Genomic DNA, 25,279 nt, shown 5'->3' on the forward strand with positions numbered 1-25,279 from the left:
TTCGGGTGAAGCAGGTTGTGCAGAACTACAAGAGCGGCGAGCTGGCGGTGCTCGACGTGCCGGTACCGGGATGCAAGCCGGGCGGTGTGCTGGTCCGCAGCGCCTACTCGCTGATCTCCACCGGGACCGAACTCATGAAGGTGTCCGAGGCCGGCATGTCGATGCTGGGCAAGGCCCGCTCCCGCCCCGACCAGGTGGCCAAGGTCATGCAGAGCGTGGCCACCAACGGGCTGCCCGCCACCTACCGCAAGGTGATGGGCAAGCTGGACTCCTACACGCCGCTGGGCTACTCGCTGTGCGGAGTGGTCGAGCAGGTCGGCACCGGGACCGACGACGTGAAGGTCGGCGACCTCGTGGCCTGCGCCGGCAACGAACACGCGCTGCACGCCGAGCTGAACTGGGTGCCGAAGAACCTCTACGCCCCGGTGCCGGACGGCCTCGCGCCGCGGCACGCGGCCTTCGGCACCGTCGGGTCGATCGCGATGCAGGGCGTCCGCCGCGGCGAGCCCCAACTCGGCGACGTGGCACTGGTCATCGGCCTCGGGCTGATCGGACAGCTGGTGGTGCAGCTCCTCGCCGCCTCGGGCGTCCGCGTCGTCGGGGCCGACCCCGACCCGGTGCGCTGCGAGCTGGCCGAGCGTCTGGGCGCCGCGGCCTGCGGCGATCCCGCGTCCGCGGCCGTGGAGGGCGCCGTCGCCGAACTCACCGGCGGACACGGCGTGGACCAGGTGTACCTGGCCGCCGGCGGCGCCAGCAACCAGCCCGTCGAGCTGGCCGCCCGGCTCTGCCGGGACCGCGGCCGGGTCGTCGACATCGGCAAGTGCCGCCTGGACCTGCCGTGGAACGCGTACTACGAGAAGGAACTCGACGTCCGGTTCTCCCGCAGTTACGGCCCCGGGCGCTACGACCCTGAGTACGAGATCGAGGGACGCGACTACCCGATCGGCTACGTGCGCTGGACCGAGCGCCGCAACCTGGCGTGCTTCCTCGATCTCGCCGCCCGAGGCCGCGTCGACGTGGAGCCCCTCGTCTCCCACGTCGCCGAATTCGACGACGCCGTCGAGACGTACCGGCGCCTGAAGGACGGCGAACTGAAGGCCGTGGCCGTGCTGTTCCGGTACCCCGAACACGAGGGGGCAAAAGAGACGGAGGCCCTCGCGGTCGCCGTGCCCGAGGTCGCCGTGCCCGAGGTCGCCGTGCCCGAAGTCGCCGTGCCCGAAGTCGCCGTGCCCGAAGTCGCCGTGCCCGAAGTCGCCGTGCCCGCCGTGGACGTGAAGCGGAGCCCGGCCCGGTCCGCCAGAACGCCGGTGCGGCTGGCGTTCGTCGGCGCCGGGAACTACGCGACGTCGATGCTGCTCCCGCACCTGGCACGGCGCGACGGCGTCGAGCTGTCGACCGTCGTCACCACGACGGCGCTGTCCGCGGCCAACGCCCAGCGGAAGTTCGGCTTCTCCGGGGCGACCACCGATCTCGACGCCGTGCTCGGCGACGACCGAGTCGACGCGGTGTTCGTGGTCACCCGGCACAGCTCCCACGCCGAACTGACCCGCAGGGCGCTGCTGGCCGGCAAGACGGTGTTCGTGGAAAAGCCGCTGGCCCTCACCGAGGACGAACTGGCCGGTGTGCTCGCGGCGGTCGAGGAGTCCGGCAACGACCGGATCCAAGTGGGCTTCAACCGCCGCTTCGCGCCCCTGCTGCAGGAGGCCGGCAAGCGGTTCGGTACCCGGACCGGACCGGCGAGCCTGCGCTACCTGGTCAACGCGGGCCGGCTGCAGCAGGGCAGCTGGTACCTCCAACAGGGCACCGAGGGCTCGCGGTTCGCCGGCGAGGGCGGACACTTCATCGACACGGCGAGCTGGCTCCTGGACGCCGACCCGGTCTCGGTGTACGCCGTCGCCGCGTCCGGCAACGAGGACCTGCAAGTCGTGCTGCGCTACCCCGACGGGTCCACCGCCACCATCAGCTACGTCACCACCGGCGCGCCCGGCTTCCCCAAGGAGACGCTGGACCTGGTCGCGGACGGCAAGGTGCTGTGGCTCGACGACTTCGTCCGCGCCAGTGTCCACGGCCGTAAGCGGTGGGTCAGTTCGCGGCTGCCCAAGGCCCGCGACAAGGGCCAGTCCGCCGAACTGGCCGCGTTCGTCAAGGCCGTACGGACCGGCGGGCCGATGCCGGTGCCGCTACGGTCGCTGGTCGCCACCACGGCGGCCACCCTCGCCGTGCAGGTCTCGGTGGCCGGCGGCGCGCCGGTGATGCTGGCGAGGACGCGATGACCATGAGCGCGGGCTGGTACCTGCGACGCCTTTCCCGGATGGGGCCGCGGGAGGTCGGCGGCCGGGCGGGTGACGTGGTGCGCAGGCGGCGGTGGCGCTCCGCGCTGCCGGGCTGCCCGGCCGTGACCGGGGCCCGCTTCACCGCCGTCCTGCCCCCCGGGACGATCGCCGCCATCCCCCCGGACGCCGCGAAACGCCTCGTCGCCGAGGCGGACCGGCTGATGGACGGGCACGCCGAGTACTTCGGGGTGGTCCGCGACGACCTCACCGCCCCGGACTGGGCGTACGACCCGAAGACCGGGCGCCGCGCTCCGTCGGGCTACGCCTTCGACGTGCCGTACCGCGACGAGGAGACGGCCGGGGACATCAAGCAGATCTGGGAGCTGTCCCGGCACCAGTACCTCACCGTGCTCGCCGCCGCCTACGCGATCACCGGGAACGAGCGGTACGCCGAGCGCGTGGCCGAGCATCTGAGGTCGTGGTGGACGGCCAACCCGCCGCTGCGCGGGGTGCACTGGATCAGCGGCATCGAGCTGGGCATCCGGCTGCTGTCCTGGGTGTGGATCCGCCGGCTGCTCGACGGCTGGCCGGGCGCGGCCGGGCTGTTCGAGGGCAACCCGGTGGCCCTGAACCAGATCTGGCACCACCAGCGCTGGCTGGCCGCCTTCCCCAGCCGGGGGTCCTCGGCGAACAACCACGTCGTCGCCGAGGCCGCCGGGCAGTTCGCCGCGGCCTGCGCGTTCGGCTGGTTCCCCGCCTCGGCGCGCTGGCGGGGCGACGCTCTGCGCTTGCTGGAACGGCACCTGCGCGGCAACACCTTCCCGTCCGGCATCAACCGCGAGCTGGCCACCGAGTACCACGGACTGGTGCTGGAACTCGGCCTGGCCGCGCTCGCGGAGGCGGACGCGGCCGGCGTGCCGGTCCCCGCTCCGGTCCGGCTGGTGCTGCTGCGGATGACCGACGCGCTCGCGGCCGTCGTGGACAACCGGCTGAGGCCGCCGCGCCAGGGGGACGCGGACGACGGGCACGGCCTGGTCGTGGACGGCGCGGGCACCGACCGCTGGGCCTCGCTGCTGGCCACCGGGGACGCCGTGTTCGGCCGGCTCGCCTGGTGGCCGGAGGCGACCGGCACCGACGTGCGCACCCCGCTGCTGGCCGCGCTCGTCCGGCCGTACCCGGGCGACGCGACCGCACCGGCCGTGACCCGCCCGGCAAGCCGGCCCGCGCACTTCGCCGACGCGGGCATGACGATCCTGCGCGGCCCGGAGGAGATCTGGTGCCGCTGCGACGGCGGTCCGCACGGCTTTCTGTCCATCGCCGCGCACGCCCACGCGGACGCGCTGTCCGTGGAGGTCCGGCACGACGGGGTCGACGTGCTCGCCGACCCCGGGACGTTCTGCTATCACGGGCAGCCCGAGTGGCGGCAGTACTTCCGCTCGACCCTCGGCCACAACACCCTGCAACTGGACGGCGGCGACCAGTCCGTCTCAGGCGGCCCGTTCCTGTGGACCCGGCATGCGCGCAGCCGCGTCCTGGCGGTGGACACGGTCGCGGACATGGCGGCAGACACGTCTGCGGACACGGTCGCGGACACATCCGGCGGGGGTGTGGCCCGCTGGTGTGCCGAGCACGACGGCTACCGAAGCTCCGTGCACCGCCGCCTGGTGGAGCTGACGGCCGGGAGCCGGGAGCTGAGGGTGGTCGACGAGGTGCGCGGCCCGCACCGGGCCGAGGTGCGCCTCGCGTTCCACCTCGGCCCGGCGATCGCCGCGGACCTGACGGGCAACCGGGCCCTGCTCACCTGGAACCGGGACGGCGAGGACCGCTCCGCGGTGCTCGACCTGCCCGGCGAGCTGAACTGGCGGGCCCATCGCGGTGAGACCGGCCCGCCCCTGGGCTGGTACTCCGCCGGCTTCGGGCGCAAGGAACCCAGCACCACGCTGGTCGGCACCGGCACCGGCACCGGCACCGGCACGGGCACGGGCACCGGTAGTGGCACCGGCTCCGCCGACGGCGCGCAGAGCTTCACCACCGTGCTCAGGTTCCGCGGCTAGGGGGGCGCGTGGACATCAAGAGACGGCACCGGCCGTGGGGGGCGACAACCCTGGCACTGGCACTTGCACTGGCCCTGCTGACGGCGACCGGCTGTGAGAGCACGCCGGGCGCCGGGACGGAGTCGAAGACCGCGCGGTCCACGTCCGCCACGTCGGCGGCCCGAGCCGTGGCCCGGGTGTGCGCCGAGCCCGCCGAAGGGCCGGCGAAGGCGCCGGCGGGCGCGGTCACGGTCGACCCCGCGAAGGTCGGCGACCTGGCGGCGAAGACCAGGAACAGCCCCCCGCACACCACGTTCTGGCTGCGGCCGGGCATGCACAGGCTCGACCCGGACCGCTACGCCCAGGTCGTCCCCAAGGAGGGGGACCGCTACCTCGGTGCGCCGGGCGCGGTGCTGGACGGCCGGAAGAAGAACCAGTACGCGTTCGGCGGCGGCGCGCGCGACGTCACCATCCGCTATCTGACCGTGCAGCGTTTCGTGGCGCCGCCCGACGAGGGCGTCGTCAACCACGACTCGGCCGACGGCTGGGTGATCGAGTACGCGACGATCCAGCACAACTCCGGCGCCGGTCTGATGGCCGGTGCCCGCCAGCGGGTCCGCGCCAACTGCCTGCGCGACAACGGGCAGTACGGAATGAACGCGTACAAATCCGGCGGCCGTATCAGCGATCTGGTGGTCGAGGGCAACGAGATCGTGGGCAACAACACCGACGACTGGGAGCGGCGGCGCAAGGGCTGCGGCTGCACCGGAGGCATCAAGTTCTGGGACGTCGACGGCGCCGACGTGCGCGGCAACTGGGTGCACGACAACCGCGGAACCGGGTTGTGGGCGGACACCGACAACAACGACTTCCGCATCGAGGACAACGTGCTGGAGGCCAACGACGGCGCCGCGCTGATCTACGAGACCAGCTACAACGCGGTCATCCGGAACAACACGATCCGGCGGAACAACTGGGTCGAGGGCCGCAAGGCGGCGGACAGCGGCGACACCTTCCCGTACGCGACGATCTACCTGTCCGAGTCCGGTGGCGAACCACGGGTCCGGGCCCGCACGGACAGGATCGAGATCTACGGGAACGTGCTGGAGGACAACTGGTCCGGGATCACCCTGTGGGAGAACGCCGACCGGTTCTGCAACAGCCCGGCCAACACCTCCTCCGGTGAGTGCACGTTGCTGGTGCGCGACACCCACCGGTGCGCGCGGCCGGGGATCGCCACCGCACCGCTCTACTCCGACTGCCGGTGGAAGACCCAGCGGGTGGACATCCACGACAACCGCTTCGTGCTGGACGAGTCCGTCGTCAAGTGCACCGTGAAATGCGACCGGATGGCGGTGCTGGCCAACTACGGCACCTATCCGGACTGGTCGCCGTACCAGGGCGAAGGGGTGGCCGAGGCGATCACCGGCAAGCAGCACAACCGCTGGCACGACAACGTCTACGTCGGGTCGTGGACGTTCGTCGTCCACGACCCGAGCCGGGTGCTCGACTTCACGCAGTGGCAGGGCGCGCCGTACCTGCAGGACGCGGGCAGCACCTTCCGCGCCCAGGACGGTGGTTGAGATGGGAATGGACCACACGCCGACGGGCACGGACCGCACTCCGGTGAGCGCGGACCGCACGCCGACGGGCGCGGACCGCACGCCGTTGGGCACCGACCGCACGCCGACGCGCGCGGAGAACACGCCGACGGCCGCGGACCACACCCCGACGGACGCGCACCGCACCCCGACGGACGCACACCGCACCCCGAAGCTCGTCGGGGCCGTCTGGGGGCTCCTCGTCCTCAACACGCTCGGCTCCGCCGGGGCGAAGACCATCGTCCCGCTGCCCCGCTCCCTCATCCAGCTGGTCACCATGGGCGCGCTGGTCGCCGCGTTCGCGCTGGCGCTCGCCCTCAATCCCCGGCTGCGCATCCGGCCCAGCGCCTTCCTGTTCCTGCTCACCCTGCTGCTGGTGGAGAGCGTGATCTCCAGTGCGCACCTGGAGTCCGGGTTCGGCGCGCTGTTCCGCTGCGCCCGGCTCGCTCTGTTCGTCGGCACGCTGTGGCTGCTCAGCCGCTGGTGGGACGGCGGCCTGACGTTCGTCCGGCACCACATCCGGGCGTACTTCGCCGTACTCGGCTCGGTGGCCGCCGGCCTGGCCGTGTCACCGGGTGCGGCCCTGCCCGACCTCTACGGCGGGCGGCTCGTCGGCGCGCTGTGGCCGCTCACCCCGCCGCAGATCGGCCAGTACGCAGCGGTGATCATCGGGCTCACCGCGCTGCTCGTACTGGGCCGCCGCACCGACAGGACCAGCGCGGTCGTCGTCATCGTGCCCTCGCTCGTCCTGCTCGGGCTGACCCACACCCGGACGGCCACGCTCGGCCTGGTCATCGGGCTGGCGCTCGCGATCGGCTCGCTCGTGCTGACCAGCGCCGCCGCCCGCCGGTTCTTCACCTGGGCGGTGCTGTGCGCCGCGATGGCCGTCGTGGCGCTCGGCTCCGTGCTGCAGGCCTGGTTCCTGCGCGGGCAGAGCAAGGAGAACTTCTCCAGCCTCACCGGCCGGGCCAAGGTCTGGGACGCCCTGCTGGCGGCTCCCCGCACGAGCGGGGAGCAGGCGTTCGGCGTGGGCCTCGGCGACAAGTCGTTCGGCGGGCTGCCGATCGACAACAGCTGGCTGGCCGTCTACAACGAGCAGGGCCTGATCGGCGTCGCCCTCGTGGCGGCGGTCGTCATCGTGCTGGGCGGCGTCGCGCTGCTGCGGCCACCGTCGCTGCAGCGGGCCTGCGCGATCTTCCTGATCAGCTACTGCGCGATCGCGTCGTACACCGAGGCCGGACTCGGTGACGCCTCGCCGTATCTGCTGCACCTGGCCGTCGCCGCCTCACTGCTGGCGGCGCCCGCCTCCGCCATGCCCGTCCCGGCACCCGACGTTCCCCGGCGCGTCCCGCGCCGTGCCCGCAGACCGGAGGTGGCCTGACCATGCGCGTCCTCGTGGTGCACAACCGCTACGGCTCGGCGCAGCCGAGCGGGGAGAACAAGGTCGTCGACCAGGAGGTGGCGCTGCTGCGCGCGGCCGGACACCGGGTCGAGGTGTTCGAGCGACGCAGCGACGACATCGCCGCCCGATCCCTGCCCGCCAAGGCCGCGCTGCCCCTGCTCGTGCCCTGGAACCCGGCGGTCCGCACGGAACTCGCCGCCCGGCTGCGCACCGAGCGGCCGGACGTGGTGCACGTCCACAACGTCTTCCCGCTCCTGTCGCCCTCGGTCCTCGCCGCCTGTGCCGACGCCAGCGTGCCCGCCGTCGCCACGCTGCACAACTACACCCAGATCTGCCCGCCCGGCACGCTGCAACGGGACGGCCGGCCGTGCGCCGAGTGCGTCGGGTCGACGCCGCTGCCCGCCGTCCGGCACGGCTGCTACCGGGGCTCCCGGCTCGCGACGGTGCCGCTCGCGGTCAGCCTGTCGGTCAACCGGCGACGGTGGTGGTCCGGCGTGGAGCGGTTCCTGTGCATCTCCGCGGCGCAGCGCGACGTCCTGGTGCGGGCCGGCATGCCGGCGCGGCGGCTGGCGGTGAAGCACAACTTCGTGCCCGACCCCGGCCCCGACGCCCGCCGGTCGGGCCCCGGCGAGCATGTGCTCTACCTCGGCCGGCTCGCCGAGGCCAAAGGCGTGCGGCTGCTCATGGCCGCGTGGGACGAGATCGCGGCGAGCGGCGGAGTGGGCGTGCCGCTCGTGATCGCGGGCACCGGGCCGCTGGAGCGAGAGGTGACCGCCTGGGCGGCGGGCCGGGACGACGTGCGGTACGCCGGCCTGTACGACACGGACCAGTGCCGCAAGGTCATCGCGCGAGCGGTCGCCGTGGTGGCCCCCTCGACCTGGCTGGAGGCGTTCGGTCTCGTGGTCGTGGAGGCGATGGCGGCGGGGGTCCCGGTCGTCGCCGCAGGTCACGGCGCCTTCGTCGAACTCGTCGAGGACGGGGTGACCGGGCTGCTGCACCGGCCGGGCGAGCCGGACTCGCTCGTGTCCCGTATACGCCGGATCGCGGGCGAGCCGGCCCGCAACCGGGAGATGGGCCAGGCGGCCCGGCGCCGTTACGAGCAGGGTTTCAGCCCGGCCGTCGGCCTCGAACGCCTGCTGGATGAGTACCGCACCGCGATCGCGGGGCGGTCGGCACTGGCTCGCGGCGGGGACACCCGCGCGAGCAGGGGGGATGGGGACAGTAGATGACACGATGCCGACTGTGCGGCTCGGAGGCGATGGCGAGCGTCGTCGACCTCGGGGCGACGCCACCATGTGAGAGTTTCCTCGCCGCTGACCAACTGGACCGGCCGGAGCCCGCGTACCCGCTGCACCTGCGGGTCTGCACCGACTGCTGGCTCGCGCAGATCCCTCCGCTGATCACGCCGGAGGAGACGTTCGAGGAGTACGCGTACTTCTCCTCCTACTCGACCTCGTGGGTGGAGCACGCGCGCACGTTCGTCACCGACGCGGTGGCGCGGGTGGGTCTCGGACCCGACGCCTTCGTGGTCGAGGTCGCGAGCAACGACGGGTACCTGCTGAGGCACGTGGTGGACCGGGGGATCCGCTGCCTCGGCATCGAGCCGTCGGTGAACGTCGGTGCCGCGGCGCGGGACGCGGGCGTGCCCACGCTCACCGAGTTCCTGTCCCCGGACACCGGCTCGGCCGTCCGCGCCGAGCACGGCCCGGCCGACCTGGTCGTGGCCAACAACGTGTACGCGCACATCCCCGACGTGGTCGGCTTCACCCAGGGGCTGCGTGCCCTGGTCGCCGACGACGGCTGGGTCTCCATCGAGGTGCAGCACCTGCTGACCCTGATCGAGGAGAACCAGTACGACACGATCTACCACGAGCACTTCCAGTACTACACGGTCGCGTCCGCGATCCGGGCGCTGGCGAGCGGCGGACTCGCCCTCGTGGACGTCGAGTTGCTGCCCACGCACGGCGGCTCGATCCGGCTGTGGGCCCGGCCCTCCGACGCGGCCGGCGAACCGACCGGGCGGGTGGCCGACGCGCTGGCCCGGGAGAAGGCCGCCGGGCTCCAGGAGCTGTCGGGTTACGCCGAGTTCTCGGCCCGTGTCGCCAAGGTGCGCCGGGACCTGCTGCGGTTCCTCATCGAGGCCGCCGAGCGCGGCGAGACCGTCGTCGGCTACGGCGCCCCGGGCAAGGGAAACACCCTGCTCAACCACTGCGGCATCCGCCCCGACCTGCTCCCGTACACGGTCGACCGCAACCCCTACAAGCACGGCCGGTACACCCCGGGCACCCGCATCCCGGTGCTTGCCCCCGAGCAGATAGCCGCCGACAAGCCGGACTACGTCCTCGTCCTCCCCTGGAACCTGCGGGCCGAGCTGACCGAGCAACTCTCGTACGTGCACGAGTGGGGCGGTCGGCTCGTCTTCCCCATCCCGGAACTGAGCATCGCCGAGGGCGCGGTCGTGAAGGAGGTCACCGCATGAAGGTCGTTCTGTTCTGCGGCGGTTACGGGATGCGGATGCGCAGCGGCGCGGCGGACGACGTGCCCAAGCCGATGGCGATGGTCGGCCCCAGACCGCTGATCTGGCATGTCATGCGCTACTACGCGCACTTCGGGCACACGGAGTTCATCCTGTGCCTCGGCTACGGGGCCCACCACATCAAGGACTTCTTCCTCAACTACGAGGAGACGACGTCCAACGACTTCGTGCTGCGGGGCGGGCGGACCGAGTTGCTGTCCACCGACATCGCCGACTGGACGATCACGTTCGCGCAGACCGGTGTCGAGTCGCCGATCGGGGAGCGGCTGCGCCGGGTGCGGCACCATCTGGACGGCGACGAGATGTTCCTCGCCAACTACGCCGACGTGCTCACCGACGCCCCGCTGCCGGAGATGATCGACTCCTTCGCCCGGCGCGACGCCGGCGCGTCGATGATGGTGGTGCCGCCGCAGTCGTCGTTCCACTGCGTGGACCTGGGCGAGGACGGCCTGGTGGGGGGCATCACCGCGGTGAGCGAACTGCCGCTGTGGGAGAACGGCGGCTACTTCGTGCTCCGCCAGGAGGTCTTCGACCACATACCGGAGAACGGGGACCTGGTCGCCGACGGATGCGCCCAACTGGCCAAGCGCGGACGGCTGGTGGCACACCGGCACCGCGGCTTCTGGAAGCCGACCGACACCGTGAAGGAGCGGGCCGCGCTCGACGCCGGGTACGCCAGGGGTGAGCGCCCGTGGGCCGTGTGGGAACGCGACGGCGCCGCTGTGGGGACCGCGTGATCCGCCTCGGCGCCGGGCGCCTCGACCGGATCGTCGCGGTGGGCGCGCACTGCGACGACATCGCCATCGGCGCCGGCGGCACGCTGCTGACGATGTGCCTCGCGCGGCCGGGCCTGCGCGTCGACGCGCTGGTCCTCTCCGGCGGTGGCGGCGAGCGGGAGCAGGAGGAGCGGGCCGCGCTCGCCGCCTTCTGCCCCGGCGCCGAACTGACCCTGACCGTGCACAAGGTGCCCGACGGACGGCTGCCCGCGCACTGGGAGGAGGCCAAGTCCGCCGTCGAGGAACTGCGCGCGGGGACCGAGCCGGACCTCGTGCTGGCCCCGCGCACCGACGACGCGCACCAGGACCACCGCGGCCTGGCACGGCTGATACCCACCGCGTTCCGCGACCACCTCGTGCTCGGCTACGAGATCGTCAAGTGGGACGGCGACCTCGGCCGCCCTGCGGTGTACCAGCCGCTGGCGCCCGAGACCGCCGAAGCGAAGGTGCGGCTGCTTCAGGAGCACTACCCCTCGCAGCGGCACCGGCCCTGGTACGACCGGGAGGCCTTCCTCGGCCTCGCACGCATCCGCGGCATCGAATGCCAGGCGCGCTACGCCGAGGCGTTCGCCGTCACCAAACTCACTCTCGACCTGGGGGATTGAACCTTGCGCGTACTGCTGACCGGGCACCAGGGCTACCTGGGCACCGTGATGGCCCCGGTCCTCACGGCCGCCGGGCACGAGGTCGTCGGTCTCGACGCCGGCCTGTTCGCCGACTGTGTCCTCGGCCCGACACCCGCGGACCCGCCCGGCCGCCGGGTGGACCTGCGCGACGTCACGGCCGACCACGTGGCCGGGGTGGACGCCGTGATCCACCTGGCCGCGCTGTCCAACGACCCGCTGGGCTCGCTGGCGCCGGAACTCACCTACGACATCAACCACCACGCGTCCGTACGCCTTGCCCGCCTCGCCCGCGACGCCGGGGTGGGGCGCTTCCTGTACGCGTCGACCTGCTCGGTCTACGGCGCCGCCGGCGGTGACGACCTGGTGGCCGAGGACGCCCCGCTGCGCCCGGTGACGCCGTACGCGGAGTCCAAGGTGCGGGTGGAGGACGACCTGCACCAGCTGGCCGACGGCGACTTCAGCCCGGTGTACATGCGCAACGCCACCGCCTTCGGCTTCTCGCCCCGGCTGCGCGCCGACATCGTCCTGAACAACCTGGTGGGCCACGCGCTGCTGTCCGGCGAGGTGCTGGTGCTCTCCGACGGCACCCCCTGGCGCCCGCTGGTGCACGCCGCCGACATCGCACGGGCCTTCACGGCCGCGCTGACCGCGCCGCGCGACGCGGTGCACGACCGGGCGTTCAACATCGGCAGCGAGACCAACAACGTCACGGTCGCCGAGATCGCCGAGCAGGTCGCCGAGGCGGTGTCCGGCTCGAAGGTCGTGATCACCGGGGAGACCGGGGCCGATCCGCGGTCGTACCGGGTGGACTTCTCCCGGTTCCGGGCCGCGGTCCCGGGCTTCGACTGCGAGTGGACGGTGAAGCAGGGCGCACTCGAACTCGCCGACGCCTACCGGGAGTTCGGCCTGACCCAGGAGGACTTCGAGCGCCGCTTCACCCGTCTCGCCGTGCTGCGCGCGGCGTCCGACGCCGGCGCCGTCGACGACACCCTGCGGTGGCGCCGATGAACGCGGCGGCTCCCGGCGAGGAGATGCACGCGCTGGTGCGGCGGCTGTACCCGCTGTGCCGGAGCATCACCGGCGACGGGGTGCGCGCCACCCTGGACATCGTCGGCGAGTACGTCCCGCTGCGGGTGCACGAGGTGCCGACCGGGACCCAGGTCCTCGACTGGACGGTGCCGCAGGAGTGGAACATCAAGGACGCGTACATCGCCGACGCCGACGGCAAGCGGGTCGTCGACTTCGCCGCGTCCAGCCTGCACGTGCTCGGCTACAGCGTGCCGGTGTCGGCGACCATGCCGCTGGCCGAACTCCGCGCACACCTGCACACGCTTCCCGACCACCCGTCCTGGGTGCCGTACCGCACCAGCTACTACCAGCCGCAGTGGGGGTTCTGCCTGGCCCAGGAGACCCTGGACGCGCTGCCGGACGGCGAGTACGAGGTGCGCATCGACTCCACGCTCGCCGACGGCCACCTCACCTACGCCGAGCACGTGGTCCCCGGGCAGGTCCCCGACGAGGTGATCGTCTCCTGCCACGTCTGCCACCCGTCGCTGGCCAACGACAACCTGGCCGGCATCGCGGTGGCGGCGTTCCTCGCCCGAGAGCTGGCCGAGCGGACGCCGTACTACACCTACCGGTTCCTGTTCGCGCCCGGCACCATCGGGGCGATCACCTGGCTGGCCCGCAACTCGGAGCGCGTCGACCGGGTCAAGCACGGCCTCGTGCTGGCCTGCGCCGGCGACCCGGGCAGACTGACGTACAAGCAGAGCAGGCGCGGCGACGCGGAGATCGACCGGGTGCTGCGGCACGTGCTGCGCGCGTCCGAACGCCCGCACCACATCACCGAGTTCACCCCGTACGGCTACGACGAACGGCAGTTCTGCTCGCCCGGGTTCGATCTCGGCGTCGGCTCGCTCAGCCGGACCCCGTACGCCGGCTACCCCGAGTACCACACCTCGGCGGACGACGTGGACTTCGTCCGCCCGGAGGCGATGGCGGACACGCTCGCCGTCTGCCGCGAGGCATTCGCCGTGCTCGACCGCAACCGGCGCTACCTCAACCTCAGCCCCTACGGCGAACCACAGCTGGGCCGGCGCGGGTTGTACGGCTCGCTCGGTGGCCGCAGCGACGCCAAGCAGGCCCAGATGGCCATGCTCTGGGTGCTCAGCCTCTCCGACGGCGAGCACAGCCTGCTGGACGTCGCCGAGCGGGCCGGGCTGCCGTTCGACACCGTCGCCGACGCGGCCGGCGCCCTGCACGGCGCCGGGCTGATCAAGGCGTGACGCCGATGACCATCGAGGGGGAGAAGACGACGGCACGGGCGGCCCCGGCCCAGCCCGCCCGGCGCTCCGCCCGCCGGGCCCTCGTCGGCCGGCTGTCCTGGGGACTGGCCGACCAGGCGGCCTCCAGCGTGAGCAACTTCGTGGTGGGCATCTACGTCGCCCGCTCACTGGGGGTGACCGCCTTCGGCGTGTTCAGCCTCGCCTGGGTGACCTACGGCGTGGTGCTCAACGTCTCCCGGGGCCTTGCCACCGATCCGCTCGTGGTGCGCTTCAGCGGCGCGCCGGAGGCGGACTGGCGCGGGGCGGTCGCCCGGTCGACGGGGACCGCACTCGCGGTCGGCGCCGGCATCGGCGCGGTGTGTCTGGCGGCCGGGCTCGGCCTCGGCGGCCGGGTCGGGCCCGCGTTCGCCGCCCTCGGCGTCCTGCTGCCCGGGCTGCTGCTGCAGGACGCCTGGCGGTTCTCGTTCTTCGCCGCCGGCGCCGGCCGGAAGGCGTTCGTCAACGACGTCGTGTGGGGCGTCGCGCTCGTCCCGGCCATGGTGGTGGCGGCCCGGGTGGGCAGCGTGGCCGCCTTCGTGCTCGCCTGGGGCGCGTCCGCCGCGGTCGCGGCGGGGTACGGCTGCCTCCAGTCCGGCATCCGGCCCAGGATGTCCCGGGCGCGCGGCTGGCTGCGCGAGCAGCGCGACCTCGGCTACCGGTACCTGGTCGAGAACGTCAGTCTCAGCGGCGCGAGCCAGCTGCGGGCGTACGGACTCGGCGCGATCGCCGGGGTCGGCGCGGTGGGCGCCGTGCGGGGCGCCGAGCTCCTGATGGGCCCGTTCCTCGCCGTGCTGATGGGGCTGTCGCTGGTCACCGTCCCGGAGGCGGCACGAGTGCTGCGGCAGGCCCCGCACCGGCTCGGCACGTTCTGCCTCCTGCTCGGCGGGGGACAGGCCGCCGGTGCGCTGGTCTGGGGCACGGCGCTGCTCCTGATGCCGGGCCGGCTCGGCGAGCTGGCGCTCGGCGGTGTCTGGCACTCCGCCTCACAGCTCATCGCGGCGATCACCCTCGGCGTCGCGGGCGCCGGACTCGGCACCGGCGCGGCGGCCGGGCTGCGCGCGCTCGGCGCGGCCCGGCGCAGCCTGCGCTGCCAGCTGTTCGCCTCCACCTGCTACGTCGGCGGCGGGCTCGGCGGCGCGGCTGCCGCCGGCACGGTCGGCTCGGCCTGGGGCGTCGCCGTCGCGACCGTCAGCGGCTCGGCCGTGTGGTGGCTGCAACTGCGCTCCGCCCTGCGCGAGCGCCACCAGAACCCCATCCCCGAAGTGAGGACCTCATGACCGCCCACCCCAGGCTGAGCATCGGCCTGCCCGTCTACAACGGCGAGGAGTACCTGGCCGAATCGCTCGACGCCCTCCTCGGCCAGACCTACGAGGACTTCGAGCTGGTCATCTCCGACAACGCCTCCGCCGACGGGACCGAGGACATCTGCCGCACGTACGCGGCGAAGGACTCACGCATCCGGTACCTCCGCCTGCCCCGGAACATCGGCGCCACCCCGAACCACAACCGGGTCTTCGCCGAGTGCCGCGGCGAACTGTTCAAGTGGGCCTCGCACGACGACCTGTACGGCCGTGACCTGCTGCGGCGCTGTGTGGAGGCGCTGGACGCACGGCCGGACATCATCCTCGCGCACACCGGCCAGGCGGTCATCGACGGCGACGGCCAGGTGAAGGTCCCCTACGAGTACACCCTCGCCACCGACTCGCCGCACGCGCCGCAGCGCTTTCGCAGCCTGCTGTTCGAGCCCGGTGGCGACGACTTCTACGGGGTGATGCGGGCCGACGTGCTGCGCCGGGTGAAGCCGCTCGACAGCTATCACCACGCGGACCGCACGTTCGTCGCGGAGATCACCCTGCACGGCCCCTTCCACCAGGTGCCGGACCTGCTGTACTTCCGCCGCGACCACCCCACCCGCGCCGAACGCGCGAACCCCTCCAAGCGGGCCCGGTGCGTCAACCTGGACCCGCGCCGGGCAGGCCCGCTGCACCCGACACCCCGGCTGCTCGCCGAGTACGTCTGGGGCTTCGCCTCGGCGATCCGGCGGGCGCCGCTGTCCCCGGCCGACCGGCGCGCGTGCTACCGCCACCTGGCCGCGTGGATGACCAGCCGGGCCCGGCCCGGCGCCGGCGAACGGGTCGAGGACCGCGACCCCGTCGACCCGGGCCTGTTCACCGTCTGCGTCGACGCCCTCGTCGCCGGCCGCGAAGGGAGGAAGGCATGACACCGACGCACGAAACTCCGGTGCGCGTAGGGCTGTTCGGCCTGCTCGGCTCCGGAAACCTCGGCAACGACGGATCGCTGGAAGCCGTACTCGGATACCTCCGTGCCGAACATCCGGACGCGGTCGTGGACGCGCTGTGCGGCGGACCCGAGGCGGTGACGGCGAAGTTCGGGATCCCCGCGACACGGCTGCACTGGAACCGCGCGGAGTACCGGACCGCGTCCCGTGCGGGCGCGATCGCGTCGAAGGGCCTGGGCAAACTCGTCGACGTCTACCGCACCGCCGCCTGGGTGCGCCGGCACGACGTGGTGATCGTGCCCGGCATGGGCGTCCTGGAGGCCACCCTGCCGCTGCGGCCGTGGGGCTTTCCGTACGCGCTGTTCCTCCTCTGCGCGTCCGGCCGGCTGTTTCGCACCCGGGTCGCGCTCGTCAGCGTCGGCGCCGCCACGATCGGGAACCGGCCGACCCGGGCCCTGGTGCGCTGGTCGGCGCGGCTGGCCACCTACCGCTCGTACCGGGACGCCCAGTCCCGCGACGCGATGCGGGCGATGGGCGTGGACACCGCGCGCGACGAGGTCTACCCGGACCTCGCGTTCTCCCTGCCGACGCCACAGGTGAACGCGCCCACCGGCACGCCGGGTCCCGTCTGCCTCGGTGTCATGGACTTCCACGGCGGCAACGACGACCGTGCGCGGGCCGAGGAGATCCACCGGCGCTACCTCGACGGGACGATCCGGTTCGTCCGGGCGCTGGTCGAGGAGGGCAGACCGGTCCGGCTGCTCACCGGCGACACGTGCGACGGGTCGGTGGTCGCCGCTATCCTCGACGCGGTCGACTCACCGCTGGTCACCGCGGCCGAACCGACCTCACTGGCGGACCTGATGAACGAGATGGCGGTCGCCGACACCGTGGTGGCCGTCCGCTATCACAACCTGATCTGCGCGCTGAAGACCGGAACGCCCGTGCTCGCCCTCTGCTACGCGGCGAAGAGCGACGCGCTCATGGACCGGATGGGCCTCGGCGCGTACTGCCACCCGGCCCGCGAGGTCGACGCCGACCGACTGCTGGAACAGTTCCGGGCGTTGGAGAAGCGGTCGACGGAGCTGCGGCGGGCCCTCGCCGAGCGGAACGTGGTCGCCGCCCGGCAACTGGAGCAGCAGTTCGCCGAGTTGACCGAGACCCTGTTTCCGGCGGCCGACCACGCCGACGCCGACATCCACGCCCACGCCCAGGCCGACGGCCACGCTCACGCAGACGCCCACGCTCATGCCCCGCGGGAGGCTCCATGAAGGCGACCGAAGTCCCGGAGATCACCGGCGCGTACCTGTTCGAGCCGACGCCGTACGCCGACGAACGCGGCTTCTTCTGCCGCACCTTCGACGCCGACATGGTCCGCTCGGTGGGCCTCGACCCGCACGCCTTCGTCCAGGACAGCGTGTCCCGCTCGGTCCGGGGCGTGCTGCGCGGCCTGCACCTGCGCTCCGGCGCCGGCGAGGCCAAGCTGGTGCGGTGCTCGTACGGGAGGATCTTCGACGTCGCCGTGGACCTGCGACCCGACTCGCCGACGTACCGCAACGTGGCCACCTTCGAGCTGTCCGGCGAGACGCAGGCGACCCTGTACATCCCGGCGGGGTGCGCGCACGGCTTCCAGGCGCTGACCGGGACCGCCGACACCTCCTACCGGATCGACCGCCCGCACGATCCGGCCGAGGACGTGACGATCGCCTTCGACGACCCGGAGCTGGCCATCGACTGGCCGCTGCCGGTCACATCGATGTCCCGGCGCGACCGGGAGGCGCCGGGCCTCGCCGAGGTACTGAAGCACAGTGAGAAGTGAGGCCGGCGTGGACACCGAACACACCGAACACACTGAACACACCGAAGACACCGAAGACACTGAAGGGACCGGGGAGTTGCTCCTGCCCCGGTCGCGGGAGGTGAACGAGCGGCTGCACGCCGTGATCCCCGGGGGCGCGCACACCTACGCCAAGGGCGACGACCAGTACCCCGAGAACCTGGCCCCGGTCATCAGCCACGGCCGCGGTGCCCACGTCTGGGACGTCGACGGCAACCGCTACATCGAGTACGGCTCCGGGCTCCGGTCGGTCAGCCTCGGCCACGCCCACCCGCGCGTGATCGAGGCGGTGCGGCGGGAACTCGGCCGCGGCAGCAACTTCGTCCGCCCGTCCGTCGTGGAGGCCGAGGCCGCGGAACGCTTCCTGGCCACGGTGCCGACCGCGGAGATGGTGAAGTTCGCGAAGAACGGATCCGACGTCACCACCGCCGCGGTGCGCCTCGCCCGCGCCGTCACCGGGCGCCCACGGGTGGCCGTCTGCGGCGACCATCCGTTCTTCTCCGTCGACGACTGGTTCATCGGCACCACGCCGATGTCCGCCGGCATCCCGGCGGCGACCACCGGCCTCACCGTGGCGTTCCCGTACGGGGACCTGGCCGCCACGGAGGAACTGCTCACCCGGTACCAGGACGAGGTCGCCTGCCTGATCCTCGAACCCGCCGGCCACACCGAGCCACCGCCCGGCTACCTCGCCGGCCTGCGCGAGCTGGCCTACGGGCACGGCTGCGTCCTGATCTTCGACGAGATGATCACCGGCTTCCGCTGGTCCGAGGCGGGTGCCCAGAGCCTGTACGGCGTCGTCCCCGACCTCTCCGCGTTCGGCAAGGCACTGGGCAACGGGTTCGCCGTCTCCGCGCTGGCCGGGCGCCGCGAGCTGATGGAGCGGGGCGGGCTGCGCCACTCCGGCGAGCGCGTGTTCCTCCTCTCCACCACGCACGGTGCGGAGACGCACTCCCTGGCAGCCGCGATGGCCGTGCAGACCACCTACGTCGAGGAGGGCATCACCGCGCGGTTGCACGCCCTCGGCGAGCGGCTGGCCGCCGGTGTCCGCGATGCCACGGCCGCCGCGGGCGTCGGCGACCACGTCGTCGTCCGGGGCCGGGCCAGCAACCTGGTCTTCGCCACCCTCGACGAGAACCGGCAGCCGTCCCAGCGGTACCGCACGCTGTTCCTGCGCCGGCTCCTCGCGGGCGGAGTGCTGGCCCCGTCGTTCGTGGTGAGCAGCGCACTGGACGACGCCGACATCGACCGCACCGTCGACGTGGTGGCCCAGGCATGCGCGGTGTACAGGAAGGCGCTGGAGGCCGGCGACCCCGCCCCCTGGCTGGGCGGGCGCCCGGTGAAGCCCGTATTCCGCCGCCTGGCCTGACGTGACGTCAGCGAGGCGCCCGCCTGCCGGCGTCGGCCATCCGGTCGGCGATCCGGTCGACCAGCCATGCGGTCGCGGGAATCACCGCCAGCGCGGTGCACCAGCCGCCGAGGACGTCGGTCGGGTAGTGCGCGCCCAGGGCGACCTGCGCCCATCCCATCGCGGCGCCGGCGACCAGCGCCGCGGCGAGCACGAGCGACGTGCCGGCCGTCCTGCCGAGGCCGAGCCGGCCGGCCGCGAGCAGCGCCACCACGAGGGCGATCGCGGTGGCGAAGGCGGTGTGCCCGCTCGGGTAGGACAGATGCCCGCCGTGGATGGTGCGTCCCACCAGGGACTTGAGCAACGTCGTCGTCCCCACGGCCAGAGCGGCCCCGGCAACGACGAGCACCGCCGCACGAGGACGCCGCAGCAGCAGGCAGACCGCCACGATCGCCACCACCAGCGGGGCCGCTCCAGAGGGCTCCCCCAGGAAGTCCAGGGCCAGAGCGACGTGCCGCCACGGCGGTCCCACGCTGTCCGCCGTCGGCCGGATGATCCACCTGTCCACCCTGCCGGGCTCGCTGTGGCCGGCGTACAGGACCCCGAGCGCGACGACCACCACCACGGCGAGCGCCGCGATCGGCCCGAGCCGGCCGCGCAGCGACGGGGGCAGCGCCGCGGGCGCCGGCCGGCCGGTCGTTGTCGGGCGGTCCGCTCCTGCCAGGCGTTCCATCGCGAGCCCCCTGTTTCGTAGCGTGTCAGGTTCGTAGCGTGTCAGGCCCGACCCGGCCGGAGTGCCGCATCGCGCGAGGGCCGGGCCTTGGTCGCCGCACCCCTCGCCTCGCCCCTCGCCGCCGTGTTCATGCGACGAGTCTACATTTTGGACTTGAAAGTCCAAGCTGGGGGCGGGAAGCTTTTGGGTATGGAGGTCCAAAACTCTCGCTCGCGGTCACACGCGACAGCCGGCCTGCTCCTGCTCGTCGCAGCCGTCCAGTACCTCGCCCTCGAAGCCGTCGCCGCTGCCGCCTGGCGACATCCGCGCTACAGCTATGCGGTCAACTTCATCTCCGACCTCGGCAACCCCGTCCCGGGGGACGTGTTCCAGGGCCGGACCATCGACTCGCCCCTGCACCTGCTGATGGACCTCGCGTTCCTCACGCAGGGAGCGCTGTTCATCGCCGCGACAGCGCTGGTGTACCGGTCACTTGAGGGCCGAAAAGCCAAAGCCGTCCTCGTCCTCGCCCTCATCCACGGCATCGGCGTGGGCATGGTGGGCCTGTTCCCCGAATCCGCCGCCGCACTGACCAACGGCGTCATCATCGCCCACAGCGTCGGCGCGATCGGCGCCATCGTCGGCGGGAACGTCCTTCTGCTCGTCAGCGCCGCAGGCGACCGTCAACTCGGCGCCCCGACCTGGCACAAGGCGCTGGGCATCACCCTCGGCGTCATCGGCCTCGCGGCGTTCGCGCTGCTCCAGGCCGACCACACGCTCTACGTCGCCGCAGGCGGCGTCCCCGAGCGCATCGCCGTCTACACGATCGTGGCCTGGGAGGCCGTCACCGGCGTCTCCCTGCTGCGCGCGGCCACCACCAGCGCGGTTCTCGGCACGAAGGACGGCATCTCGACGGCGTGAGGCACGGTACTGCCCTCCGTGGGGCTTCGCGCATGGGCTTCGCGCGGCGGAACGCATTCGGGGGACGCGCGGCGAGCCCGACTGTCCAACCGTCCAAGATCTCTCTAGGGTTGGTGTGCGCATGCTCTGAGGGGCTGGATGGTCGAAGGGGGCCGTGTGGAAGCCGAGTTGGCGGCTCTTGCCACGTCGGGGGCGACGACGCTGGTCGGGTTGATCGTGTCGGAGTCCTGGGGGCGGGCGAAGGACGGCCTGGTCCGGTTCTTCGGGCGACGCGCCGCGGACGAGGCTGCCGCCCAGGAGGAACTGCAGTCGGAGCGGGAGGAGTTGGACAGGGCGCGCGCGGCAGGGGACACCCGCGCCCGGGAACAGGTCCACGAGCGCCTGCGGCAGCGACTGGAAGAGATCTTCCAGGACGACCCCGGCTCGGCCGAGGAACTGGCGCAGTTCTTGTCCGCACAGGCACCCGACGCGTCACGTACCTTCGTCAACCTGGTCAGCGGTGGGGTGAACTACGGCCCGGCCTTCCAGGGCTCGCACATCCACGGCGGCATCACCTTCAACGTCCGGCCGGCACCGGCGCCCGCGGCGGGTCGTCCCGTCAGACCCGACCAGGTGCCCGTCGTGACCGTGCCGTGGAGCAATCGGCGAGCCGAACTCGCGGACCTGGACGGGACGCCCGGCGCACGGGAGGGAGTCCCCGGGCCTGTCGGCATCGACGTGCTGGAGGGACTTCCCGGTGTCGGGAAGACGGCTCTGGCCTGCCGACACGCGGAGCTGGTCCGCAGCCGCTTCCCGGACGGCCAGTTGTACGTGGATTTCGCCGCCCTGCGCGACCAGGTCACGCCGATGACCGGTCCCGGTGGGGACGTGTCCGAGGCGCTGGCCATGTGTCTGAGGTCGCTGCCGGGAGGCGACCTCGGTATGCCGGACTCTCTAGCCGAGCGGGCCAATCTGTTCCGGTCGCGCACGGCCGACCTGCGGATCCTGCTCGTTCTCGACGATGTGAACCAGCCCGGACAGGTTCGTGCGCTGATCCCCAAGGGGCCGGGAAGCGCGGTAGTGGCCACGAGCCGAAGCAGGCTGAGTGAACTGGCGATGCAGGACGGTGCCCGGTTGATCTCCGTCAGGCCGCTGGACGCGCACGGCGGGCTGGAGCTGCTGACGGACCGCTGCGGAGTGGAAGCGGTCGAGGCCGAACGGGAGGCCGCGGAACGGCTGGTGGAGTTGTGCGGCGGCCTGCCGGTGGCCTTGCAGGTCGTCGCGGCGCGTCTGGTCACCGACGAGGGTCTGACCATGGCGGAACTGGTCACCGAACTCGATGCGGAGGCCGGCCGGTTGGCCGGTCTGGCGCTGGACGGAGAGGAGTCCTCCGTGTCCGCGGTTCTGGGTCCCTCGTACCGGCTGCTGCCCCCTGATGCCGCTCGGCTCTACCGACTGCTCGGGTGGCTGCCGTTCGGTGTCTTCGATGCCGGGGTGGCCGCGGTCGCCGCCGACATCGACACGAGGAGCGCGAAACGCCTGCTGCGCGTCCTGGCGAAGGCGAGCCTGGTGGAGGCCACGGGCGACGGCCGGTACCGCCTGCACGATCTGGTCCGGCTGCACGCCGGGGAGTGCGCCGCCGAGGTGGAGCCGGAGAGCGAGCGGGCGGCGCTGGCGGAGCGGGTGGGCACGCACTACCTCGTCCTGACCGCGTTCGCCGACCGGGCGCTCAGGAGGGAGCGGCTGCGGATCGCCGACCTCACGGATCTGCTGAGGGATGCCGCCGATCCCTTCACCACGGCCGGCGGGCCACCTCCGCTGGAATGGCTGGACACCGAGCGTCCCGCCATCCTGGCGGTGCTGCGCATGTCCGTCGGGTGCGGTCTGTACGTCCTGGGCTGGCAGCTCGCCGAGGCGTTCTCGGTGCTGTTCCTGTACCACCGCTACCTCGGGGCGTGGCAGGAGTCGCTGGAGCTGGGGATCGAGGCGGCCGGGGCGGCAGCGGCCCGCGAGGACACGCCGCAGGAGGTCGCGGCGGCTGCCCGAGCGGGGGAGGCCCGGCTGCGCAGCCTGCTGTCGCGTCCCTTGCTGGATCTCGGTGAGAACGACCGGGCGGGAGACCAGCTGGAGAAGGCCGTCGCCCTCGCCGAGACGACCGATCACCTCGCACTGCGCGCTTCGGTGCAGGAGTTCCTCGGCCGCTACCTGGACGTCGTCGACCCGTCCGGCGCCGTCGGGGCGTATCAGCGTTCCCTCGACCTCAACGAGCGGGCCGGGGAAACCCGTGGAGTCGCGCTCGCCACCTTCTTCCTCGGGTGCGCGCTGGACGCCCGGGGCGATCACGCGGACGCGATGGCGCTGCTGCGTCGTGCACAGCGGGAACTCGAAAGCCGTGCGGAGCCCGACCGGCGGATGGCCGCCCGGGTGAGGGCCGCCATCGGTGTCGCACACGGCCATCTCGGTGAGACCGAGGAAGCGATCCGCGAACTGCGGGCCGCGGCCGAGGCCCTGGGCGCGGAGGCGAAATGGATGGCCTACGAGGCGGAGGCCAGGGAGCGGCTCGCCGACATCGCCCAGCGGGTGGGTGGCCGTTCGGAACTGGTGCGTGAGTGCCTGACCCGGGCCGCCGAGGTGCACGAGGCGTTGGGCAACCTCTCCCGGGCGCAGGAGTTGCGGCGGCGCTCGGAGGGCCTCGGCGACTGAGGCAGGCTCCCGGGGCGGGCGGAGGCCGACTCCCTGGACGGGTGGAGGCGGGCTGCCCGGACGGAGGCCGGCTGCTTGGACGGGCGGAGGCCGACTCCCCTGACGGGTGGAGGCGGGCCGCCGGCTTATCCGATCGGCCAGGCGGGACGAATCCGCAGGACGACGTCCTCCTCCCGCGAACCACCGATCCGCAGCGTCGCCTGGGTGTCGTCCAGCGGAGCGCCCACGAGCAGGCAGGCGTGGACGACCGCCGCCGGCAGACCGGGATCCACCGCCGGGCCCGTGATCGCCGCCTCCACGACCCGGCCGTCCCGCAGGCCGACCAGATGGCCGCCCCCGCGCACCGCCGATGCCGCGAGCAGGCTGCCCGGCAGCCGGGTGAGCGTGTCCTCGATCCAGCGCAGCGCCCCGACCGACGTGGGTGCGGGGTGCCGCTGGACGAGGACCGAGGCGCTCTCGGTGAGCCGGTGGTCGCGTTCGTCGTCGGTGCAGGCCAGGTGTGTGAAGCGGGTGGGGGAGTCGGGGCGTGCCGCGCCGTACGCGCTGACGGTCGCCGGAACGCGGTGCACGGTGACCGTCGGTGCGATGCCGTTCCCGGTGACGTCCGTGGTCACCTGCCACGAGGTGACCGGCGCGGCCGGTGGATCCGGAACCGGCAGCGCCAGGGACGCCGGCGGAGGGGAGAACGGCTCCGGAAGCTTCAGCAGCTGGTAGAGGGCGGCACGGAGCCGGGCGAGAGCATGTCCCGGTTCGGCGAAGGCCTGAGCCGCGACTGCCGCGTACCGCTGGGGCGTGTGCTCGCGTACGACATCCTCCACCTGCCGGCGCAGGTCCCCGCGCGGATCGAGCCGGGGCGCGACGGCCGCCAGCGCGTGGGCGGCCGTACCTGGCACCGCGTCGCTGCCGAACGCGGCGAGCAGCAGCGGGGTGCCGGCCGCCGCCCCGTACAGCGTCACCGATCCGTGATCGCCCACGAGGACGTCCGCGGCGACGAGCGCGGGCCGCCACGCATGGACGGGAGGCATCAGCAGCAGCCCTGCGTCCAGGGCGGCGGCCTGCAGGGTACGGAGCTGCCAGGTTCCGTGGGCCGAGGAGACGTTGGGGTGGACGATCGCGCCGACTCTGGCCTCGTCGCAGGACAGTTGTGCGAGCAGACGCGGGAGGAGGTCCGGATGACTCCCCAGGAGGGAGGTCGGTCCCCAGGTGGAGCTGACCACGACCAGACGCTGATGGTCCGCGACGCCCAGCGCCTCCCGGTACGCCTTCCGGTGCGTCCGGCTGGCGACCAGCTCGTCGAAGCACGGGTCGCCGACCAGCAGTGTGCGCCCGGCAGCCTTCGGGTGGGCGGCGAGCAGCTGTTCCTCCTGCGCCGGATGCGAGATGGCGAGCCATGCCCGCCCGCTCTCCAGCAGGGAATCCGGAACGACCCCGGAAAGCCTCTCGCGCTCGCTGCGTGAATCCGGCACGAGCTTCTGGAAGCCGACCCCGTGCGGCAGCACCAGTACCGGGCAGTCGCCCTCCGGCACGTCGATGTTCTCGCTGGCGGAGAGGATGAGATCGGGGGCGATGCTCCCCAGCTGTTCCCAGGGGGCGACCCGGCACCCGGCAGCGTGGAGGAGATCGAGGACGCCGGCGTTGAACGCGGAGGTGGGGTCGTAGGCGAAGACGACGGTCACGCGGCTGTCGTCGCGCAGGAGCGGCGGCAGCGCTTCGAGGACGCGCACGGCCGAGGTGACCGTACGGACGGCTACGACCAGGGTTCGTTCGCCGTGGAAGGTGCTCCACCGGTGGGCGTCATGCCCCACGGGCACCCGCAGCGGCCGGCTACCGAACAAGGCCGCCCCCTCCGACAGGCCCAATTCCCCACGCGGCTCGCGGCTCGCGGCTCGCGGCTCGCGGCTCGCGGCTCGCGGCTCGCGGCTCGCGGCTCGCGGCTCGCGGCTCGCGGCTCGCGGCTCGCGGCTCGCGG

19 protein-coding genes are annotated in these 25,279 nt (G+C 72.7%); 17 read left to right on the forward strand and 2 right to left on the reverse strand.

Features of this window, described 5'->3' with window-relative positions; all coding sequences use genetic code 11:
- Positions 1-5: 5 nt before the first annotated feature.
- The 15 genes from ACGFYV_RS17980 to ACGFYV_RS18050 all read left to right on the forward strand — a co-directional run bounded on the left by ACGFYV_RS17980 (position 6) and on the right by ACGFYV_RS18050 (position 19,016).
- On the forward strand, positions 6-2,273 hold the full coding sequence (locus ACGFYV_RS17980) for a bi-domain-containing oxidoreductase (protein WP_393879348.1): 2,268 nt from the start codon (positions 6-8) through the stop codon (positions 2,271-2,273).
- Positions 2,270-4,327, forward strand: coding sequence for an alginate lyase family protein (locus tag ACGFYV_RS17985; RefSeq protein WP_393879349.1), 2,058 nt, complete (start codon positions 2,270-2,272; stop codon positions 4,325-4,327). Before ACGFYV_RS17980 ends, ACGFYV_RS17985 begins: the two co-directional genes overlap by 4 nt.
- Positions 4,328-4,335: 8 nt before the next feature.
- Positions 4,336-5,889 carry a right-handed parallel beta-helix repeat-containing protein gene (locus ACGFYV_RS17990; RefSeq protein ID WP_393879350.1) on the forward strand — a complete coding sequence of 518 codons (1,554 nt, stop codon included), beginning with the start codon at positions 4,336-4,338 and terminating at the stop codon, positions 5,887-5,889.
- A gap of 1 nt (position 5,890) precedes the next feature.
- Entirely contained in the window at positions 5,891-7,288 is a 1,398-nt protein-coding gene (locus ACGFYV_RS17995; protein ID WP_393879351.1) for an O-antigen ligase domain-containing protein, read from the forward strand.
- 2 nt (positions 7,289-7,290) lie between these two features.
- On the forward strand, positions 7,291-8,538 hold the full coding sequence (locus ACGFYV_RS18000) for a glycosyltransferase (protein ID WP_393879352.1): 1,248 nt from the start codon (positions 7,291-7,293) through the stop codon (positions 8,536-8,538).
- On the forward strand, positions 8,535-9,788 hold the full coding sequence (locus ACGFYV_RS18005) for a class I SAM-dependent methyltransferase (protein WP_393879353.1): 1,254 nt from the start codon (positions 8,535-8,537) through the stop codon (positions 9,786-9,788). The genes ACGFYV_RS18000 and ACGFYV_RS18005 overlap by 4 nt, the downstream gene beginning before the upstream one ends.
- Positions 9,785-10,582: a glucose-1-phosphate cytidylyltransferase gene (locus ACGFYV_RS18010; RefSeq protein ID WP_393879354.1), complete on the forward strand. Its 798-nt coding sequence runs from the start codon at positions 9,785-9,787 to the stop codon at positions 10,580-10,582. Before ACGFYV_RS18005 ends, ACGFYV_RS18010 begins: the two co-directional genes overlap by 4 nt.
- On the forward strand, positions 10,579-11,226 hold the full coding sequence (locus ACGFYV_RS18015) for a PIG-L deacetylase family protein (protein WP_393879355.1): 648 nt from the start codon (positions 10,579-10,581) through the stop codon (positions 11,224-11,226). The genes ACGFYV_RS18010 and ACGFYV_RS18015 overlap by 4 nt, the downstream gene beginning before the upstream one ends.
- Before the next feature lie 3 nt (positions 11,227-11,229).
- On the forward strand, positions 11,230-12,255 hold the full coding sequence (locus ACGFYV_RS18020; RefSeq protein ID WP_393879356.1) for an NAD-dependent epimerase/dehydratase family protein: 1,026 nt from the start codon (positions 11,230-11,232) through the stop codon (positions 12,253-12,255).
- Entirely contained in the window at positions 12,252-13,532 is a 1,281-nt protein-coding gene (locus ACGFYV_RS18025) for a DUF4910 domain-containing protein (RefSeq protein WP_393879357.1), read from the forward strand. The genes ACGFYV_RS18020 and ACGFYV_RS18025 overlap by 4 nt, the downstream gene beginning before the upstream one ends.
- A 5-nt stretch (positions 13,533-13,537) precedes the next feature.
- Positions 13,538-14,848 (forward strand): hypothetical protein, encoded by a 1,311-nt coding sequence (locus ACGFYV_RS18030; protein WP_393879358.1) that lies wholly within the window; start codon positions 13,538-13,540, stop codon positions 14,846-14,848.
- Positions 14,845-15,792 carry a glycosyltransferase family 2 protein gene (locus tag ACGFYV_RS18035; protein WP_393879359.1) on the forward strand — a complete coding sequence of 316 codons (948 nt, stop codon included), beginning with the start codon at positions 14,845-14,847 and terminating at the stop codon, positions 15,790-15,792. Before ACGFYV_RS18030 ends, ACGFYV_RS18035 begins: the two co-directional genes overlap by 4 nt.
- Positions 15,789-17,081, forward strand: a complete 1,293-nt coding sequence (locus ACGFYV_RS18040) for a polysaccharide pyruvyl transferase family protein (RefSeq protein WP_393879360.1) — start codon at positions 15,789-15,791, stop codon at positions 17,079-17,081. The genes ACGFYV_RS18035 and ACGFYV_RS18040 overlap by 4 nt, the downstream gene beginning before the upstream one ends.
- Positions 17,078-17,629, forward strand: a complete 552-nt coding sequence (gene rfbC / locus ACGFYV_RS18045) for a dTDP-4-dehydrorhamnose 3,5-epimerase (protein WP_393879361.1) — start codon at positions 17,078-17,080, stop codon at positions 17,627-17,629. Before ACGFYV_RS18040 ends, rfbC begins: the two co-directional genes overlap by 4 nt.
- 76 nt (positions 17,630-17,705) lie before the next feature.
- Entirely contained in the window at positions 17,706-19,016 is a 1,311-nt protein-coding gene (locus ACGFYV_RS18050; protein ID WP_393879362.1) for a glutamate-1-semialdehyde 2,1-aminomutase, read from the forward strand.
- 7 nt (positions 19,017-19,023) lie between these two features.
- On the opposite strand, the gene ACGFYV_RS18055 is transcribed toward ACGFYV_RS18050, so the two are convergent.
- Positions 19,024-19,728 carry a phosphatase PAP2 family protein gene (locus ACGFYV_RS18055; RefSeq protein ID WP_393879363.1) on the reverse strand — a complete coding sequence of 235 codons (705 nt, stop codon included), beginning with the start codon at positions 19,726-19,728 and terminating at the stop codon, positions 19,024-19,026.
- Positions 19,729-19,917: 189 nt separating this feature from the next.
- Between ACGFYV_RS18055 and ACGFYV_RS18060 the strand changes: the two genes are divergently transcribed.
- Together ACGFYV_RS18060 and ACGFYV_RS18065 are read left to right on the forward strand one after the other, a co-directional pair.
- Entirely contained in the window at positions 19,918-20,628 is a 711-nt protein-coding gene (locus ACGFYV_RS18060; protein WP_393879364.1) for a DUF998 domain-containing protein, read from the forward strand.
- A gap of 156 nt (positions 20,629-20,784) precedes the next feature.
- Positions 20,785-23,310: an NB-ARC domain-containing protein gene (locus ACGFYV_RS18065; RefSeq protein ID WP_393879365.1), complete on the forward strand. Its 2,526-nt coding sequence runs from the start codon at positions 20,785-20,787 to the stop codon at positions 23,308-23,310.
- 125 nt (positions 23,311-23,435) lie between these two features.
- Here ACGFYV_RS18065 and ACGFYV_RS18070 read toward each other — a convergent pair whose 3' ends face one another.
- On the reverse strand, positions 23,436-25,121 hold the full coding sequence (locus ACGFYV_RS18070; RefSeq protein ID WP_393879380.1) for a hypothetical protein: 1,686 nt from the start codon (positions 25,119-25,121) through the stop codon (positions 23,436-23,438).
- Between the last annotated feature and the right edge of the window lie 158 nt (positions 25,122-25,279).

The organism is Streptomyces sp. NPDC048297 (genome assembly GCF_043201585.1).
Lineage (GTDB): Bacteria > Actinomycetota > Actinomycetes > Streptomycetales > Streptomycetaceae > Streptomyces.

Bases quoted from the DNA above. Each gene is read 5' to 3' on its own strand.
- ACGFYV_RS17985 (WP_393879349.1), top strand. From the start codon at position 2,270: ATGACCATGAGCGCGGGCTGGTACCTGCGACGCCTTTCCCGGATGGGG.
- ACGFYV_RS17995 (WP_393879351.1), top strand. From the start codon at position 5,891: ATGGGAATGGACCACACGCCGACGGGCACGGACCGCACTCCGGTGAGC.
- ACGFYV_RS18000 (WP_393879352.1), top strand. From the start codon at position 7,291: ATGCGCGTCCTCGTGGTGCACAACCGCTACGGCTCGGCGCAGCCGAGC.
- ACGFYV_RS18005 (WP_393879353.1), top strand. From the start codon at position 8,535: ATGACACGATGCCGACTGTGCGGCTCGGAGGCGATGGCGAGCGTCGTC.
- ACGFYV_RS18010 (WP_393879354.1), top strand. From the start codon at position 9,785: ATGAAGGTCGTTCTGTTCTGCGGCGGTTACGGGATGCGGATGCGCAGC.
- ACGFYV_RS18025 (WP_393879357.1), top strand. From the start codon at position 12,252: ATGAACGCGGCGGCTCCCGGCGAGGAGATGCACGCGCTGGTGCGGCGG.
- ACGFYV_RS18030 (WP_393879358.1), top strand. From the start codon at position 13,538: ATGACCATCGAGGGGGAGAAGACGACGGCACGGGCGGCCCCGGCCCAG.
- ACGFYV_RS18035 (WP_393879359.1), top strand. From the start codon at position 14,845: ATGACCGCCCACCCCAGGCTGAGCATCGGCCTGCCCGTCTACAACGGC.
- ACGFYV_RS18040 (WP_393879360.1), top strand. From the start codon at position 15,789: ATGACACCGACGCACGAAACTCCGGTGCGCGTAGGGCTGTTCGGCCTG.
- rfbC (WP_393879361.1), top strand. From the start codon at position 17,078: ATGAAGGCGACCGAAGTCCCGGAGATCACCGGCGCGTACCTGTTCGAG.
- ACGFYV_RS18055 (WP_393879363.1), bottom strand. From the start codon at position 19,728: ATGGAACGCCTGGCAGGAGCGGACCGCCCGACAACGACCGGCCGGCCG.
- ACGFYV_RS18060 (WP_393879364.1), top strand. From the start codon at position 19,918: ATGGAGGTCCAAAACTCTCGCTCGCGGTCACACGCGACAGCCGGCCTG.